15 protein-coding genes are annotated in these 18073 nt (G+C 72.5%); 14 read left to right on the forward strand and 1 reads right to left on the reverse strand.

Annotated features, from left to right (window positions below; all coding sequences use genetic code 11):
• The first annotated feature begins 67 nt into the window (after window positions 1–67).
• The 10 genes from GE115_RS09320 to GE115_RS09365 all read left to right on the forward strand — a co-directional run bounded on the left by GE115_RS09320 (window position 68) and on the right by GE115_RS09365 (window position 9592).
• Window positions 68–457, forward strand: a complete 390-nt coding sequence (locus GE115_RS09320) for an ArsR/SmtB family transcription factor (protein ID WP_153684521.1) — start codon at window positions 68–70, stop codon at window positions 455–457.
• Window positions 454–942, forward strand: coding sequence for an SRPBCC family protein (locus GE115_RS09325; RefSeq protein WP_153684522.1), 489 nt, complete (start codon window positions 454–456; stop codon window positions 940–942). Before GE115_RS09320 ends, GE115_RS09325 begins: the two co-directional genes overlap by 4 nt.
• The gene (locus tag GE115_RS09330) at window positions 942–1418 is read left to right on the forward strand and encodes a VOC family protein (protein ID WP_153684523.1); all 477 of its coding nucleotides are present in this window, start codon (window positions 942–944) and stop codon (window positions 1416–1418) included. Before GE115_RS09325 ends, GE115_RS09330 begins: the two co-directional genes overlap by 1 nt.
• A gap of 72 nt (window positions 1419–1490) precedes the next feature.
• Entirely contained in the window at window positions 1491–2411 is a 921-nt protein-coding gene (locus GE115_RS09335; protein ID WP_153684524.1) for a PhzF family protein, read from the forward strand.
• Window positions 2412–2522: 111 nt separating this feature from the next.
• Entirely contained in the window at window positions 2523–2930 is a 408-nt protein-coding gene (locus GE115_RS09340; RefSeq protein WP_153684525.1) for a hypothetical protein, read from the forward strand.
• A 75-nt stretch (window positions 2931–3005) separates the two neighbouring features.
• Entirely contained in the window at window positions 3006–3995 is a 990-nt protein-coding gene (locus GE115_RS09345) for an aldo/keto reductase (RefSeq protein ID WP_153684526.1), read from the forward strand.
• A gap of 135 nt (window positions 3996–4130) precedes the next feature.
• Complete coding sequence (locus GE115_RS09350; protein WP_153684527.1) at window positions 4131–4910, forward strand: hypothetical protein; 780 nt, start codon at window positions 4131–4133, stop codon at window positions 4908–4910.
• 76 nt (window positions 4911–4986) lie between these two features.
• A complete protein-coding gene (locus GE115_RS09355; protein ID WP_312855046.1) occupies window positions 4987–5910 on the forward strand; it encodes an AEC family transporter in 924 nt (307 codons plus the stop codon).
• A gap of 68 nt (window positions 5911–5978) precedes the next feature.
• Window positions 5979–6776, forward strand: coding sequence for a DUF1353 domain-containing protein (locus GE115_RS09360; protein ID WP_153684528.1), 798 nt, complete (start codon window positions 5979–5981; stop codon window positions 6774–6776).
• A gap of 221 nt (window positions 6777–6997) precedes the next feature.
• Window positions 6998–9592, forward strand: coding sequence for a DEAD/DEAH box helicase (locus tag GE115_RS09365; protein WP_153684529.1), 2595 nt, complete (start codon window positions 6998–7000; stop codon window positions 9590–9592).
• 10 nt (window positions 9593–9602) lie between these two features.
• Here GE115_RS09365 and GE115_RS09370 read toward each other — a convergent pair whose 3' ends face one another.
• Window positions 9603–10523: an EamA family transporter gene (locus tag GE115_RS09370; protein ID WP_153684530.1), complete on the reverse strand. Its 921-nt coding sequence runs from the start codon at window positions 10521–10523 to the stop codon at window positions 9603–9605.
• A gap of 206 nt (window positions 10524–10729) precedes the next feature.
• On the opposite strand from GE115_RS09370, the gene GE115_RS09375 reads away from it, so the two are divergent.
• The 4 genes from GE115_RS09375 to GE115_RS09390 all read left to right on the forward strand — a co-directional run bounded on the left by GE115_RS09375 (window position 10730) and on the right by GE115_RS09390 (window position 18063).
• Window positions 10730–12976 (forward strand): bifunctional metallophosphatase/5'-nucleotidase, encoded by a 2247-nt coding sequence (locus GE115_RS09375; protein WP_246190671.1) that lies wholly within the window; start codon window positions 10730–10732, stop codon window positions 12974–12976.
• 101 nt (window positions 12977–13077) lie between these two features.
• Window positions 13078–15132, forward strand: coding sequence for a DNA helicase RecQ (gene recQ, locus GE115_RS09380; protein ID WP_153684532.1), 2055 nt, complete (start codon window positions 13078–13080; stop codon window positions 15130–15132).
• Window positions 15133–15273: 141 nt separating this feature from the next.
• Complete coding sequence (locus GE115_RS09385) at window positions 15274–15681, forward strand: DUF7144 family membrane protein (protein WP_153684533.1); 408 nt, start codon at window positions 15274–15276, stop codon at window positions 15679–15681.
• A 237-nt stretch (window positions 15682–15918) separates the two neighbouring features.
• Window positions 15919–18063, forward strand: coding sequence for an acyl-CoA dehydrogenase family protein (locus GE115_RS09390; protein WP_153684534.1), 2145 nt, complete (start codon window positions 15919–15921; stop codon window positions 18061–18063).
• The last annotated feature ends 10 nt before the right edge of the window (window positions 18064–18073 follow it).

Here is an 18073-nt window from a genome sequence, read left to right on the forward strand (position 1 = left end):
CTCTTGACAGTGAGGCAGCCCCGGCGTAGCTTCTAATCAATCAAACGGTTGATCAAAGGAGAGGTTGATGATCGTGGACCCGAGTGCCGACGACCGGCTCGACCGGGCCTTCATGGCCCTGGCCGACCCCGTGCGCCGGCGCATCGTGGCTCGGCTGAGCCGCGGCCCGGCCACGGTCAACGAACTCGCCGAACCGTTCGCCATCACCAAGCAGGCGGTGTCCAAGCACATCCAGGTGCTCGAGCAGGCCCGGCTCGTCACGCGAACGCGTGACGCGCAGCGCCGGCCCGTGCACCTGAACGCCGCGACCCTCGAGTCGCTCACCGCCTGGATCGACCGATACCGGCTGATCCACGAGCAGCGCTTCCGCGCGCTGGACGAGCTGCTCGCCACCACCACCACCGCAGACGCCGACGCGGGCAGCGCCGACGCCACCGAGAAGGAGCAGGAGCAATGACGAACCCCGTCACCATCGAGGCCCCCGAGGGCCTGCCGTTCATCGAGATCGTCCGCGAGTTCGACGCACCCGTGGAGGCGGTCTTCCGCGCCCACCGCGAGCCCGAGCTCGTCAAGCGCTGGCTCGGCCCGAACGGCTACGACATGCAGATCGAGCGCTGGGACTTCACGACCCAGGGCGGCTACCGCTACATCCACCGCGACCCCGACGGCGGCGAGTGGGGGTTCAACGGCACCTTCCACTCCGTGCGCGAGAACGAGTTCGCCGTGCAGACCTTCGAGTTCGAGGGCATGCCCGACGTGGTCGCCATCGAGACGATGACCTTCGAGGACCTCGGCGGCGGTCGCACCCGCCTCACCGGCCACTCGACCTACCCGAGCGTCGAGGCGCGCGACGGCATGGTCGAGTCCGGCATGGAGACCGGGCTCACCGAGGGCTTCGAGCGGCTCGACGCGCTGCTCGCCGACGACGGAGGAGACGCCTGATGGACTGGACCCTCGAGGTCGTCATCGTGCCCGTCGCCGACTTCGACCGCGCGATCGAGTTCTACCGCGACCGGCTCGGGTTCGTGCTCGACCATGACACGCACGCGGGCGACCAGCGGTTCGCACAGCTGACCCCGGTGGGCTCGGGGTGCTCGATCGTCATCGGCACCCTGCCGTCGCAGAACGAGATGGCGCCGGGTTCGCTGAAGGGCGTGCAGTTGGTCGTCGCCGACGCCGAGGCGGCTCGCGCCGAACTCGTCGGCCGCGGCGTGGAGTGCGGCGAGATCCAGGTCATCGACCCGCGCGACGGCGGCACGTTCTTCGGGTTCGCCGATCCCGACGGCAACACGTGGGCCGTGCAGCAGATCCGCGACCGTGCGGTGCACCCGCTCATCCCGCACGACGCCCGGCGCCGCTTCGGTGCCGAGCAGGAGAGCGCCGAGCCGGAGAGCGCCGAGCCGGCGGCCGCCGGGTAGCCGCCGCGCCGGCCCTGCACGACGGGCCCGATCCCGAACCAGGGTCGGGCCCCCTCGTGCGAGGATCGCCGCATGGCCGAACCCGAGATCCTGCACTACGCCGCGTTCACGCGAGACCCCGACGGCGGCAACCCGGCGGGCGTCGTGCTCGACGCCTCGGGGCTCGACGATGCGGCCATGCAGCGCATCGCGGCCGAGGTCGACTACGCCGAGACGGCGTTCCTCACCGGCGGGGGTGCGGGCGGCGCACGGGGCATCCGCTACTTCTCGCCGATCGCCGAGGTGCCCTTCTGCGGGCACGCGACGATCGCGACCGCCGTCGTGCTCGCCGAGCGCGAGGGTGCGGGCCGGTTCCGCTTCGCGACCGGCGTCGGCGAGGTCGTCATCGACACCGTCGCGATGACGGATGCCTCGACGTCCGGCATCCTCGCATCATTCACGAGCGTCGAACCGCGCGTCGAGCCGATCGCCGACGACGTGCTCGCACGCCTGCTCGACCTGCTCGGCCTGGGGGCGGCCGACCTCGACCACCGGTATCCGCCGCGCATCGCGTACGCCGGCAATCGGCACCCCGTGCTCGTGGTCGCCGAGGCATCCGTCTTCGATGCGTTCACGTTCGATCCGGTGGCCGTACGCGAGCTCATGGATGCCGAGGGCTGGGCGGGCACGGTCAGCGTGCTGCACCCGCTGGGCGACGGCGCCGGCGACGGCGCGGCCCGCGACGGCGCGGGCGACGGCGACGGCGCGGCCCGCGACGGCGAGTGGGAGGCGCGCAACCTCTTCCCGGTCGGGCGCATCGTCGAGGATCCGGCGACCGGTTCGGCGGCGGCATCCTTCGGCGGGTACCTGCGCGAGCTCGCACTGGTGCAGCCGCCCGCGCACGTGCGCATCCGCCAGGGCCGTCACGTGGGCCGTCCGAGTGTGCTCGACGTGCGCATTCCCGAGGTCGGCGGCATCGTCGTGAGCGGTACCGCGGTGCCGATCCCCGCCTGACCGGCGGTTCTTCCGGCAGGCCTCCGTCGCATGCCGTCACGCCCGTCGCCGTTCGCCGATCGACCATTGCGAGCGGGAGGAAGTGCGTGGAAGATGACTCGGGGGGATCTGATGGGGGAATCGAAGGCGTACAGCCGTGCCGGGGTCGCGTCGCGCGAGCCGCTCCTCGCCGAGCGCCTCGGGCTCACCGCCGACTCCGCGGTGGCCGTCCGCGGTGAGGTGCCGGTACCCGAGCTCGCCGAGGCGCTGGCCGATGTCGGCCGCGTGCTGCCGTGGGACGCCGAGGTCGTCGTCACCGTCGTCGGCACGCCCGACCAGCTCGACGGCCTGCCCGTGTGGCTCGTCGAGTGCGGCGTGGTCGCCCCGACCTGGGTGGTGCACGGGGCCGCCCTCGCCGGTGAGGCCGGAGAGGCGTCGGTGCGCGACGCCCTGCGCGACGCGGGCTTCACCACGATCGGCTCCTGCGCCGTGGCCGACGGCTGGCAGGCCGTGCGAGCGGTGCCGCCCCGGCTGGCCTGAACCGCCGATCGACGGCACGTGCCGCGGTCGTCCCCTCGCCTCGAACCTTCGCCTGCGCGAGGTAGTGTCGGCAGCATGCAGACCCGCGTTCTCGGCCGTACGGGCCGCACCGTCTCCGTCATCGGCCTCGGCACCTGGCAGCTCGGCGCCGACTGGGGCCAGGTCGACGAAGCCGACGCGCTCGCCGTGCTCGACGCGGCGCACGACGCCGGCGTCACCGTGTTCGACACCGCCGACGTGTACGGCGACGGCCGCAGCGAATCGCTGATCGGCCGCTGGCTGCGCGAGCATCCCGGCGCCGGCGTGACGGTCGCCACGAAGATGGGCCGGCGCGTGCCGCAGCTGGTCGAGCACTACACGCTCGAGAACTTCCGCGCGTGGACCGACCGGTCGCGCGCGAACCTCGGCGTCGACACGCTCGACCTCGTGCAGCTGCACTGCCCGCCGACCGCGCTGTACGCCGACGACCGGGTCTTCGACGCGCTCGACACGCTGGTCGACGAGGGCGCCATCGCCGCCTACGGGGTCAGCGTCGAGCAGGTCGACGAGGCACTCGCGGCGATCGCGCGCCCGAACGTCGCGAGCGTGCAGATCATCCTGAACGCGTTCCGGCTGAAGCCGCTCGACGAGGTGCTGCCGGCCGCGCAGGCCGCCGGCGTCGGCATCATCGCGCGCGTGCCGCTCGCGAGCGGGCTCCTCTCGGGTCGCTATACCCTCGAGACCTCGTTCGCCGAGAACGACCACCGCACGTTCAACCGCCACGGCGAGGCGTTCGACGTGGGCGAGACGTTCTCCGGCGTCGACTACGCGACCGGCGTGCGTGCGGCGGGCGAGTTCGCGCAGCTCGCGAAGCAGGTGCTGCCCGATGCCACGCCGGCGCAGGTCGCGCTCGCGTGGGTGGCCGCTCAGCCCGGCGTGAGCACGGTGATCCCGGGGGCGCGCAACCCGGAGCAGGCGCGAGCCAACGCGGCGGCGGGCTCGTTCGACCTGCCCGAGTCGTTCTTCGCGGGCGTCCGCGAGCTGTACGACCGTGAGCTGCGGGCCGCGATCCACCCCCGCTGGTAGCACGTCGCCGACGCGGGATCCGCGCGGTTCCGCCCTTCCGGGCCGATCGTCCCGCTAGATTGACACCGTGCGAGTTCGGCCGGGGGGCCGACGGCGCATGCGATGCGATCGCACGTTCGATTCGGGGGAGAACGTATGGACATCGAAACACGTGGCACCGCGGTGCCGTCGGCACGTGGCGGTCGGGCCGGTTTCGCCGGGCGCCTCGCCGGGGCCGGCGTCGTCGGCCTGATCGCGCTCGCCGGGGGCCTCGCCGCGGGCCTGGCCGCACCGGCGAATGCGGTCGAGCCGGCAACCGCGCGCAGTGCGGCGCCCGCCGTCGCAACGGCCGGCATCGGCACGGGGGCGGCCGGCCTCGACCTCGCGGCGACGCGGCTGAGCGCCGCGACCGGACTCGCGGGCGGGGCATCCGCTGCCGCGTCGGCGCTCATCGACGAGGCGTCGGCCGCGCTCGGCGGCGACCGGGTCGCCGCGCTCCTCGCCGCACGCGCCGACCTGGTCGGTGCCGCGGCGACATCGGCCGTGCCGGCGCCGATCCTCACCGCGCGCGGCGCGGTGCTCGCCGAGCACGCGCGTGTCGCCGACGCACTCGCGCAGTTCCGTGCGGCTGAGCAGGCGCGCCTCGCGGCCGAGGCGGCAGCCCAGGCCGCTGCTGCCGAGGCCGCGCGCATCGCCGCCGAGGAGGCCGCCGGTGACTCCGTCGATGCGTCGGTCGACGATTCGACGGCGGATGCCGCGACGGGCGCCGCACCGGATGCCGCCCCAGCCGAGCCGGCCGCAGCTGCGACCTTCGACGCCTCGGCGTATCCCGGCCTGCCCGCGAGCCCGCGCGACGAGGACTGCGGTCCGTGCGTCGGGCAGGAGATGATCCCGGTGTTCCACGAAGGCACCTGGCGCTGGGGCTGCCGCCCCTGACGGCCGGCCCGTCGGGCGCGGCTAGGCTGGCGACGATGCATCCGTCGCCCACCGCCCGCCCGACGGGGTCGCGCCGGTGACCGACATCCTGACCGGATTCGCGGTCATCGGCCTCGCCGTGCTGGTCGGCTGGATCGTCGCGCGCGCCGGCGTGCTGCCGCCCGAGGCGCGTCAGGTGCTGGCACGGCTGAACTTCAGCGTGCTCGGGCCGTTCCTGCTCTTCTCGGTGCTCTCGACGGCCGACGTCGGCTCGCTGTTCTCGGCACTGCTGCCGGTGTCGGCCGCCGCCGCGGTCGCGATGATGCTGCTGTTCTCGCTCGTGTCGTTGCTCGTCTGGCGGCGCAGCGTCGCCCACACGACCGTGGGGGCGCTCGCCTCGGGGTACGTGAACGGCAACAACTTCGGCATCCCGATCGCGGTGTACATGCTCGGCGACGCCGCGTACGCGGCACCCATCGTGCTGCTGCAGCTGCTGTTGTTCGCGCCGGTCGGGCTGGCGATCCTCGGCGCGACGGTCGAGGGTCGCACGTCGGTGCGGCAGATCGTCCGCGGCACGCTGCTGAACCCCATCATCCTGGGGTCGCTGCTCGGCGTCGCGGTCGCCGTGTCGGGCGTGGAGCTGCCGCCGTACGTGCAGGAGCCGGTCGACCTCATCGGCCACGCGGCCGTGCCGCTCATGCTCATCGCGTTCGGCATGTCGCTGCACGGCAAGCGGCTGCTCGAGCCGGGCACCGATCGCCGCGACGTGCTGCTCGCGACCTGCCTGCAGTTGATCGCCATGCCGCTGGTCGCGTGGGCCGTGGGGTCGTTCGCCTTCGGCCTCGACGGACACGACCTCTACGCCGTCACGGTGCTCGCGGCGCTGCCGGCCGCGCAGAACGTATTCGTGTTCGCGCAGCGCTACGAGACCGCCGAGACGCTGGCTCGCGATACGGTCTTCCTCACGACCGCGGGGTCGCTGCCCGTGCTCGTCGTCGTGGCCCTGCTGCTGGGCGGCTGAGGCGCGACGGACGCCGGGCGCCGGGCGCCCGCCCCCGCCGCCCGCCCCCGAGACGACCAGGAGGACCGATGCCGTTCCGACGAGACGACGGTGCGCCGCTCGACGAACTGCGGCTCGCTCAGCGCCCGGCCGACGGCGACCGGTTCGACCTGCTCGCCTCGTTCCGGTACGTCGACCCGGTGTCGGGCGCGACGTACCGGGTGCCCGCGGCGGGCGAGCCGGGCGGGCCGGGCGAGCCGGATGCGCGTTCGACCGACCTCGCCTCGGTGCCGCACCCGCTCTGGAGCTTCGTCGCGAGCTACGGCCGGCAGTCCGCACCGGCAGTGCTCCACGATCATCGGTCCGCCGTCGCCGAGCAGGTCGCCGAACGCGACGGGGCGGATGCCGCGCTGGCGCAACGGGTCGAAGACGACCGCGTGTTCCGCACGGCGTTGCGGGAGCAGCGCGTGCCGCTCGTGCGGGCGTGGGTGATGTGGGCGTGGGTGTCGGCCGATCGCGAGCGCACCTACGGAGGGGCGCGCGGGGCCGTTTTCGTGGCGCAGGCGGTGCTCGGCGCGATCGCCCTGCTCGCCGGCCTCGTGCTCGCGTGGTGGCATCCGGCCTGGCTCGCCCTCGCCGCCGTCGCCGTGCTCGCGGCGCTCCCGTGGGGGCGGCTCGCCGGGCTCCAGCTGCTGCTCACGGTGTCCGGGGCGTTGATCGCACCGCTCGTGGTCGTGCATCTCGCGCCGCTCGTGGTGTTCCGCGTGGTCGAGGCCATCGCCGAGGTCCTGACCGGCGGCGATCCGGCGGCGGTCGTGCGGCCGACCGTCGCGGCACGCGAACCCGGCGACCCGGCACCCGGCCAACGCTCGCCCGGCGACGGGTAACCGCGCCGGCGACCGGTCCGAGTCGAAGCTCAGGGTTATCCCTGATGTGCCGCGCAGCGCGCCCCGCGTAGATTCGATCACGATCCGGTCGCCGCGCTGCAGGGGGAACTGTCTGCGGAAGCCGTGATCATCGAGAGCCGGCCCCGCCATGACCCCGAACGATTGGCGGAGGCCGGCTCCCCCTTTCCCCGGCGTCGCCCGTCGCCGGCGCCCTCACGCGCATGGTGCAGACTCGACGGGTGACCGAACCCCTCCTCAGCCGCCTGCCGCAGGGCCGCGACGCCGATGCCGACGCGCTGTACGAGGGATTCGTCGGCTGGGCCGAGGAGCGGGGCCTCGCGCTCTATCCCGCGCAGGACGAGGCGGTCATCGAACTCGTCTCGGGCGCGAACGTGATCCTGTCGACGCCGACCGGCACCGGTAAGTCGCTCGTCGCCGTGGCCGCGCACGCCGTCGCCGTCGCGCGCGGCGGCCGCACCTATTACACGGCTCCGATCAAGGCACTCGTGAGCGAGAAGTTCTTCCAGCTCGTCGAGATCTTCGGCGCGGCGAACGTCGGCATGGTGACGGGTGACAGCTCGGTGAACGCCGACGCGCCGATCATCTGCTGCACGGCCGAGATCCTCGCCAACCTCGCGCTGCGGCAGGGGCCGGATGCCCGCATCGACCAGGTCGTCATGGACGAGTTCCACTACTACGGCGACCCCGACCGCGGCTGGGCCTGGCAGGTGCCACTGCTCGTGCTGCACCGCGCGCAGTTCGTGCTGATGTCGGCGACCCTCGGCGACGTCGAGGCGATCGCCGAAGACCTCGAACGCCGCACGGGCCGTGAGACGGCGCAGGTGACCGGGGTCGAGCGCCCGGTGCCGCTCAGCTTCTCGTACGCGAAGACGCCCGTGCAGGAGACCGTCGAGGAACTGCTCGAGACCCGCCAGGCGCCCGTGTACATCGTGCACTTCTCGCAGGCCGCGGCGATGGAGCGCGCGCAGGCGCTCTCGTCGATCCGCGTCGTCACGCGCGAGCAGCGCGACGAGATCGCCGAGGCGATCGGAGGCTTCCGTTTCACGACGGCGTTCGGCAAGACCCTCTCGCGGCTCGTGCGCGCGGGCATCGGCGTGCACCACGCGGGCATGCTGCCCCGCTACCGCCGGCTGGTCGAGACCCTCGCCCAGCGCGGCCTGCTGCGGGTCATCTGCGGCACCGACACGCTCGGCGTCGGCATCAACGTGCCGATCCGCTCGGTGCTCATCACCGCGCTCGCCAAGTACGACGGGCAGCGGATGCGCCAGATCTCGGCGCGCGAGTTCCACCAGATCGCCGGACGCGCGGGTCGCGCGGGGTACGACACCGCCGGCACGGTCGTCGTGCTCGCACCCGAGCACGAGATCGAGAACGAGCAGGCCGTGCGCAAGGCGGGCGATGACCCGAAGAAGCTGAAGAAGGTCGTGCGCAAGAAGCCTCCGGCCGGATTCGTCACGTGGGGCGAGGGCTCGTTCGAGCGGCTGGTCGCGGCCGAACCCGAACCGCTCGTGCCGCAGTTGAAGCTCAGCGCGGCGATGCTGATCAACGTCATCGCGCGGGGCGGCGACGTCGTCGGAGACATCCGCTCGCTCGTGTTCGACAACCACGAGCCGCGCGCCCGGCGCTTCGCGCTCGCGCGACGCGCGCTCGAGATCCTGCGCACGCTCCGCGACGCCGGCGTCGTCGTGCTCGAGCCGGATGCCGCCGCTGGTCGAGTAGCGCCCGACGAAGGAGGACGCGTATCGAGACCGGGGCTCGGCGTGCGGCTCTCGCTCACCGTCGACCTGCAGCCGAACTTCGCCCTCAACCAGCCGCTGTCGCCGTTCGCGCTCGCGGCCATCGAACTGCTCGATCCCGAGACGAGCGAGCAGGGCACCGGTCACTACGCGCTCGACGTCGTGTCCATCATCGAGTCGACGCTCGACGACCCGCGGCCGATCCTGTCCCAGCAGGAGTTCCGCGCGCGCGGCGAGGCGGTCAACGCGATGAAGCAGGACGGCATCGAGTACGACGAGCGGATGGCCCGGCTCGAGGAGGTCACCTATCCCAAGCCGCTCGATGAGCTGCTCGCGCACGCGTTCGAGACCTTCGCGTCGAGCCAGCCGTGGGTGCGCGACTTCGAGCTGCGCCCCAAGTCGGTCGTGCGCGACATGTTCGAGCGGGCGATGTCGTTCGGCGAGTACGTGTCGCAGTACCAGCTCGCCCGAAGCGAGGGGCTCGTGCTGCGCTACCTCTCCGATGCGTTCCGCGCGATCCGGCAGACCGTGCCCGACGAGGCGAAGGATGAGGAGCTGCACGACCTCGTCGAGTGGCTCGGCGAACTCGTGCGCCAGGTCGACTCGAGCCTCGTCGACGAGTGGGCCGAGCTCGTCGACCCCACGCTGCACGACGAGGCCGCCGAGGACGCGGTCGTGCCGCCACCGCCGCCGTCGGTCGTGACCAATCGGCGCGCATTCACGGTGCTCGTGCGCAACGAGCTGTTCCGCCGGGTGCAGCTGGCCGCGCTCGAGCGCGACGACGAGCTCGCCGAGCTCGATCCCGACGTCGGCTGGCCCGACGCGCTCGACCGCTACTACGCCGAGCACGATTCGATCGGCGTCGACGCGGCGGCGCGCTCGCCGCGGCTGGTCGAGATCGACGAGACGGATGCCCCGTCCGGGCGTTGGCGGGTCGAGCAGGTGCTCGACGACCCGGCCGGCGACCACGATTGGCGCCTCCGCGCCGAGGTCGACCTCGAGGCGTCGGCCGAGGAGGGTGCCGCCGTGCTGCACGTCACCGAGCTCGTCCGCCTCTGACTCCGGCCGCTCAGGCGAGCGCGAGCATGCCCGCGGCCGCGAGGGCGAGCACGAGCCCGGCCCACTGCACGGGCGCGATGCGCTCCCGAAGCACGATGGCCGCCAACAGGATCGTGCCCGCCGGGTACATCGCGCCCAGCACGGCCGCGACCGTGAGGTCGCCGGAGCGCAGGCCGCCGAGCAGCAGCAGGTTCGCGGTCACGTCGACGAGGCCGCAGGCGACGGCGAGCCGGAGCCCGACCGAGCGGGCCCGGCGCGAGGCATCCACCCGCGAAGGCGATGACGGCGCTCTCGCCGGCGCCGCCGCCGACCGACCCGCACCCGCGCGCCGCCGCCGGCCGACGAGCGCGACGGCGCCGGCGATGGCGAACATGACCGCCGCGTCGGCGGACCGGTTCATGACGAGCGGCACGGCGCCCGAGGCATCCGAGGTCTGGTCCATGATGACGAAGAACGCGCCGACCGCGACGCCCGAGCCGAGCGCGAGCGCGAGCCCCTTCGCCGAGGGCCGCACCGCGCCGCGCTCGGGCACGAAGCCCACGAGCACGACCGCGACGAGGGCGACCGCGAGCCCCCAGCCGCCGAGCGGGCCGAGCGTCTCGCCGCTCGCGAGTCCCCAGGCCATCGGCACGATCGCCGAGACGACGGCGGTGAGCGGCGAGAGGATGCTCATCGGCCCGATCGCGAGTGCGGCGTAGAGCAGACCGATCGCCGCGGCGTTCACGACGCCCGAGAGCGCGCCCCAGGCGACGTCGTCGGGCCGCCATTCGCCGCCGATGAGCGGCAGGGCGGCGAGCAGCGCGAGGCATCCGGTGAGCGCGGCGACGGCGGTCGCGAGGATCGCTCCGATGCGCTTCGCGGCGAGCCCGCCGAGGAAGTCGGCGGCGCCGAAGACGAGCGCGCCGGAGAGCGAGAGGACGGCCGTGAGCATCGACGGCCAGCCTAGCCAGCACCGGATGCCTCGCTGCAGCGCCGAACGAACCGCCCGGCACTGCTCAGATGAGCAGATTTCAGCGGGCGTTCACCGAGGCTCTTCCCGGGTTCAACGCCGCCGCCTATGCTGACCGCACTGCCCCCCGTTCGCGGCTCGCCCCTCGCGCCGCCATCCGACGGTTGCGGGGCGTACGGAGGAGAGTCATGCATCGTCGCACCGCTGGGCGCCTGACCGGAGTGGCCGCGGCCACGGCCGGTGCGCTCGCCATCGGGCTGTTCGCGCCCACGCCGGCCTTCGCGGCCGACGAGGTCACCATCAACCTCGTCACCGTCAACGACTTCCACGGCCGCATCAAGCAGGACGGCACCGCGGCCGGGGCCGCACGCCTGTCGACCGCGGTCGAGGACATCCGCACGGCGAACCCGAACACGATCTTCGCGGCCGCGGGCGACCTCATCGGCGCGTCGACGTTCGAGTCGTTCATCCTCGACGACGAGCCCACGATCGAGGCGCTGAACGAGGCGGGCCTCGAGGTGAGCGCCGCGGGCAACCACGAGTTCGACCAGGGCTGGGCCGACCTCGAGGGCCGGGTGCAGGGCCTCGCCGACTGGGAGTACATCGCGGCGAACGTGTTCCACCGCGGCACCGACGACACCGCGCTCGCCGAGTCGTGGACGAAGGACGTCGACGGCGTCACCGTCGGCTTCGTCGGTGCGGTGACCGAGGAGCTCCCCTCGCTCGTGAGCCCCAGCGGCATCGCCGAGCTCGAGGTGCGCGGCATCGTCGACTCCGTGAACGCCGCGGCCGACCGGCTGACGGCGAACGGCGCCGACGTCGTCGTGCTGCTCGTGCACGAGGGGGCGGCGACCACCTCGATCGCTTCCGCGACCGACCCGAACACCGCGTTCGGCCGTATCGTCGGCGGCGTCGACGCCGACGTCGACGCCATCGTGTCGGGCCACACGCACCTCGCGTACAACCACGTGATCGACGGACGACCCGTCATCTCGAGCGGCCAGTACGGCGAGAAGTTCTCGAACATGACGATCGTGTTCGACAAGGACACCGACGCCATCGTGTCGATGCAGAACGTCACGGTGAACACGTCGACGCCGGTCCCGAACACCAACCCGACGCAGTACACGTACTACGCCGCTCCCGACCCCGTGGTGACCGACCTGCTCGCGCCGTACCTGGCCGAGGCGGACGTGCTCGGCGCGCAGCCGCTCGGCACGGCGACCACGCCGCTCACGCGCGGCGTGCAGCTCGCGGTCGACGCCAACGGCAACCCGCTGCCCGGCACGACGGCCGAACTGCGCGGCGCCGAGTCGACGCTCGGCAACTTCGTCGCCGACGTGCAGTACTGGAAGGCCAACCAGGACGGCCAGGTCGACATCGCGTTCATGAACCCCGGCGGACTGCGCGCGAACATCGACGCGGGCGAGGTGACCTACCGCGAGGCCGCGAACGTGCAGCCCTTCGCGAACTCGCTGTTCACCCAGACCCTCACGGGCGCCCAGGTGAAGCAGGTGCTGGAAGAGCAGTGGCAGCCCGCGGGTTCGAGCCGTCCGTTCCTCAAGCTCGGCGTCAACCAGGGGCTCGAGTACACGTTCGACGCGTCGCTGCCGGTCGGCTCGCGCATCACGAGCGTCACGCTGCACGGCGTGCCCCTCGACCCGGCGGCCGAGTACCGCGTCGTGGCGAACTCGTTCCTCGCCGCGGGTGGCGACAACTTCTTCACGCTCGGCAAGGGCACCGGCCGCGCCGACAGCGGCATCATCGACCTGTCGTCGATGGTGGAGTGGTTCGAGGAGTTCGGCACGGCTGCCGCCGACCCGGTGCAGCGCTCGGTGGGCGTGCACCTCTCGGCGCCAGACGCCGACGGCTACGACGCGGGCGACGCGCTCACGATCGACCTGTCTTCGCTCGACTTCTCGAGCGGCGGCACGGGCGGCGAGGTCGTCGTCACGCTCGGCGGCGTCGAGCTGGGCCGCAGCGCGATCGACACGTCGCTCGTGCAGCTGACCGACGAGTTCGGCCGCGCGAGCATCGCGACCGAGATCCCCGAGGGCCTCTACGGCCCGCAGGAGCTCGTCGTCTCGGTGCCGTCGACCGGCACCGAGGTCGCCCTCACCGTCGAGCTGAACGCCGAGCCGGTCGACACGTCGGCCATCGGCATCGCGAGCGCGCTGCTCACGACCTCGAAGAAGCCCGTGTCGTACTCGGGCATCGTCTGGTCGGCGAACGGCACGGCGCCGGTCGGCACGGTCGAGATCACCGACCGCGGCCGCGTGCTCGCGACGGTCGAGCTCACGGCGGCGTCGAACGGCCGCTTCTCGGCCGACCTCGGCACGCTGAGCCGCGGGCTGCACCTGCTGCGCGCCGAGTTCACCGGTGCGTCGGGCTATGACGACACCCGGAGCCTCCCCTTCCCGGTGCTCGTGTTCTGATCGGCGCCGTCTGATCCTCCACAGGAGCGACCCATGACGGGGCCGGTGCCGTAACGGCACCGGCCCCGCCTGCGTCGGCGGACGTCGTTACACTCGAACGGATGACTCCCGGCCCCGACTTCGACCGGGTCGACGAGATCCCCTGGGACCCCGACGACCTCGTCCCGCCCGACGACGCCGACGCGTGGGCGCCGCCGCCCGAGTCGGAGGGGTACGGTGCGCCCGCGGCGCGCGCCGTGGGCCGCGATGCGCTCGCCGCCGGCGGCGCCGCCGGCTCGCGATCCGGGTCACCCGCGGGCGTGGCATCCGTCACCGCCGTCGCGCCCGCGCGCTTCGACTCCGCACTCGAGGCGCTGCGCACCGTCTTCGGCTACGACGCGTTCCGCGGCGAGCAGGCCGAGATCATCGACCACGTGGCGGGCGGCGGCGACGCCGTCGTGCTGATGCCGACCGGTGGCGGCAAGAGCCTCTGCTACCAGATCCCCGCGCTGCTGCGCGAGGGCACGGGCATCGTCGTGTCGCCGCTCATCGCGCTCATGCACGACCAGGTCGACGCGCTCGTGCGCAACGGCGTGCGCGCGGCGTACCTGAACTCGAGCCAGGCCCCCGCCGAGCGGGCCGACGTCGAGCGTCGCTACCTCGCGGGCGAGCTCGACCTGCTCTACGTCGCCCCCGAGCGGCTCAACACCGAGAGCACCCTGCAGCTCATCGGCCGCGGCCGCATCGCCCTCTTCGCCATCGACGAGGCGCACTGCGTGTCGCAGTGGGGTCACGACTTCCGCCCCGACTACCTCGCGCTCTCGGGCCTCGCTGAGCGCTGGCCCGACGTGCCGCGCATCGCGCTGACGGCGACGGCCACCGACGCGACGCACCGCGAGTTGACCGAGCGGCTCTCGCTGGGCGGCGCGCGGCACTTCGTCGCGAGCTTCGACCGGCCGAACATCCAGTACCGCATCGCGCCGAAGTCCGAGGTGCGCAAGCAGCTGCTCGACTTCATCCGCACCGAGGGCCGCGACGCCGACGGCCGGCCGGTCTCGGGCATCGTGTACGCGCTGTCGCGCGCGAGCACCGAGCGCTTCGCCGACTTCCTCCGCCAGAACGGCGTCGACGCGGTGGCGTACCACGCCGGCCTCGACGCCGACGTGCGCCGGCGTGCGCAGGAGCGGTTCCTCCGCGAAGACGGCGTGGTCGTGGTCGCGACGATCGCGTTCGGCATGGGCATCGACAAGCCCGACGTGCGCTTCGTCGCGCACATCGACCTGCCGAAGTCGGTCGAGGGCTACTACCAGGAGACCGGCCGCGCCGGCCGCGACGGCCTGCCCGCGACCACCTGGCTCGCATACGGCCTCCAAGACGTCGTGCAGCAGCGGCGCATGATCGACGAGAGCCCCGGCGACCTGGCCTTCCGCCGGCGCCTGTCGGCCCACCTCGACGCGATGCTCGCGCTCTGCGAGACGGTCTCGTGCCGCCGGCAGAATCTCCTCGGCTACTTCGGCCAGCCGAGCGAGCCGTGCGGCAACTGCGACACGTGCCTCGTGCCGCCCGCGTCGTGGGACGGAACGGTCGCGAGCCAGAAGCTCATGTCGACGATCGTGCGCCTCCAGCGCGAGCGCAACCAGCGATTCGGTGCGGGCCAGCTCGTCGACATCCTCCGCGGCAAGCAGACGCCGCGGGTCGAGCAGCACGGCCACGACCGGCTCGCGACCTTCGGCATCGGCCAAGACCTGAGCGATGCCGAGTGGCGCGGCGTGGTGCGCCAACTCCTCGCCCAGGGACTGCTCCAGTCGGTCGGCGAGTACGGCGTGCTGACGCTGACGGATGCCTCGGCCGAGGTGCTCTCGGGCGAGCGCACGGTCGCCCTCCGCAAGGAGCCCGACCGCCCCGTCCGATCCTCCAGCCGTCGTTCGGCGACGCCCGCCGTCGACCTGGAGCCCGCGCAGGCCGAGCGGTTCGAGGCGCTTCGCGCCTGGCGCGCCGCCGAGGCCAAGCAGCAGGGCGTGCCGGCGTACATCGTGTTCGGTGACGCGACCCTGCGCGCGGTCGCCGTGGCGAAGCCGTCGAGCCTGCACGAGCTCGACGGCATCACGGGCATCGGTGCCAAGAAGCGCGACGCGTACGGCGAGGCGCTGATCCGGGTGGTCGGCGCGAAGGCGTAGGCGCCACGGCGTGACCGGCGGGCCCTCCCGACGTACCCGCCGGGACCCCACTCGACCCGCCTGCCGCGCGCGGGGCATCCATGCTTCCCGCTAGCATCGGCCCAGGGGGCGTCGCACGGCGCGACGCGGGGGAGGAAACCCATGGCTGATCGCACGCTGCGCCCGGTCGGGGTGACGGTCGTCGCCGTCATCGCGTGGATCTCGGGCGCGCTCGACATGGTGGCCGGCATCATCATGCTGTTCATGCTTCCGGTCACCGAGGTGGTGAACGAGTACGGCGGCACCGGGCAGCTGATCGGGGCGGCCATCGGCTCGATCATCGTCGGCCTGATCACGGTGGTCGTGGCGGGCGGCCTGCTCGCCGGCAATCCGGTGGCCCGCCTCATCGTCACGGTGCTGCAGGTGCTGTCGCTGCTCGGGTCGCTCTTCCTCGCGATCGCGTATCGCGAGTCGCCGACGGCGTGGACCGAGTGGCTCGGCATCCTCGTGTCGATCGTCGTGCTGCTGCTGCTCTGGTCGAAGCGGGCGAGCGCCTTCTTCAGCAGCTGACGCAGTCGCCGCAGCTGAGGCGGCGTGCGCACGGGCGCCACGGATGCCACGGGCGTGAGCCCGTGGCATCCGCTTGTGGAATCTCCATCGACCCGCGAGAGTGCATTTGTAGACCCTCCACAGCGCGCTCCGTCGACCCTCGCGCGCCGTTTGTAGGGCCCTGACCGAGGTTTGCCGACTCCCGCGCCGACCGGCATACGTTGGAAGACGGCCACGAACGCTCATGGAGGACATCCGATGGTTGACACGGCATCCCGTACCGAGACTCCCGCGACGCAGGGAAACCCCGCATCGGAGGCGCGCGTCGCCCCGGTTCCCGGCAAGGCCGCGAGCGCGCCGATCCCGGTCCCCGCGGCACCGGCTCGCCCCGACGCGCCGAAGGTCGACGTCGAGGCCCTGGGTCGGCAGCTGCTCGGCACCTGGGCCGACATCCGGCTCGAGGCGCGCGAGCGCGCGGCGCATCCCGACCTGCAGCGCATCGAGGGCCAGTCGATGCCCGAGCACCGCCAGCGCGTGTTCGAGCAGCTGAAGATCCTCGTCGAGCACGGCGCCGTGCAGAAGGCGTTCCCGAAGTCGCTCGGCGGCCAGGACGACCACGGCGGCAACATCGCCGCGTTCGAGGAACTCGTGATCGCCGACCCGAGCCTGCAGATCAAGTCGGGCGTGCAGTGGGGCCTGTTCGGCGCCGCGGTGCTGCACCTCGGCACGCAGAGCCACCACGAGCGCTTCCTGCCCGCGATCATGTCGCTCGAGGTGCCCGGTGCGTTCGCGATGACCGAGACCGGTCACGGTTCGGACGTCGCGGCGATCGGCACGACCGCGACGTACGACGAGGCGACCGAGGAATTCGTGATCCACACGCCGTTCCGCGGGGCGTGGAAGGACTACCTCGGCAACGCGGCGGTGCACGGCCAGGACGCGGTCGTGTTCGCGCAGCTGATCACCAAGGGCGTGAACCACGGCGTGCACGCGTTCTACGTGCACCTGCGCGACGAGAACGGCGACTTCCTGCCGGGTATCGGCGGCGAGGACGACGGCCTGAAGGGCGGACTCAACGGCATCGACAACGGTCGCCTGCACTTCACCGAGGTGCGCGTGCCGCGCGACTACCTGCTGAACCGGTACGGCGACGTCGCCGCCGACGGCACCTACTCGAGCCCGACCCAGAGCCCGGGTCGTCGCTTCTTCACGATGCTCGGCACGCTCGTGCAGGGCCGCGTGTCGCTCGACGGCGCCGCGACGGCCGCCGCGGCGATGGCGCTCACCATCGCGATCACCTACGGCACGCAGCGTCGCCAGTTCAACGGCGCGAGCGAGACCGACGAGGAGGTGCTGCTCGACTACCAGCGCCACCAGCGGCGCCTGCTGCCCAAGCTCGCGACCGCGTACGCGCAGACCTTCGCGCACGACGAGTTCCTCGTGAAGTTCGACGCGGTGTTCTCGGGCAAGGCCGCGAGCGACGAGGACCGCGAGGACCTCGAGACGGTCGCCGCGGCACTGAAGCCCCTGTCGACGTGGCACGCGCTCGAGACGCTGCAGGAGGCGCGTGAGGCGTGCGGCGGCGCGGGGTTCCTCGCCGAGAACCGCCTCGTCGGGCTCCGGCAGGACCTCGACATCTACGTCACCTTCGAGGGCGACAACAACGTGCTGCTGCAGCTGGTCGCCAAGCGCCTGCTCACCGACTACTCGAAGCAGTTCAAGGGCGCCGGCTTCGGCGTGCTCGCCCGCTACGCCGTGGGCCAGGCGGCCGATCGTGCGCTGCACGGGTCGGGCCTGCGCCGCCTCGGCCAGAACCTCACCGACCTCGGCTCGACCGCGCGTTCGGTCACCGAGCTGCGCGACGAGGAGACCCAGCACGAGCTGCTCGCCGGCCGCGTCGAGGCCATGATCGGCGAGATCGCCGGCCGGCTCCGCGAGGCGCGGAAGCTGCCGAAGGCCGAGGCGGCCGCGGTGTTCAACCGCAACCAGAACGAGCTGATCGAGGCCGCCCGCGCGCACGCGGAGCTGCTGCAGTGGGAGGCGTTCACGCGCGGCCTCGCGAAGACCACCGACCCGGCCACGAAGCAGGTGCTCACGTGGGTGCGCGACCTCTTCGGCCTCGGGCTCATCGAGCAGCACCTCGCGTGGTACCTCGTGAACGGGCGGCTCTCGCCGAAGCGCGCGCAGGCCGTGACGGCGTACATCGACCGGCTGCTCGGGCGGCTGCGCCCGCACGCGCTCGACCTCGTGAACGCGTTCGGCTACACCGACGCCCACCTGCGCGCGAAGATCGCGTCGGGTGCCGAGCAGGAACGTCAGGACGAGGCTCGTGCGTACTACGCCGAGCAGCGCCGCGCCGGCACCCTGCCCGTCCCCGAGAAGTCGAAGTCCAAGAAGCGGTAACGGCAACCGA

This window comes from Agromyces agglutinans (assembly GCF_009647605.1).
Taxonomy (GTDB): Bacteria; Actinomycetota; Actinomycetes; order Actinomycetales; family Microbacteriaceae; genus Agromyces; species Agromyces agglutinans.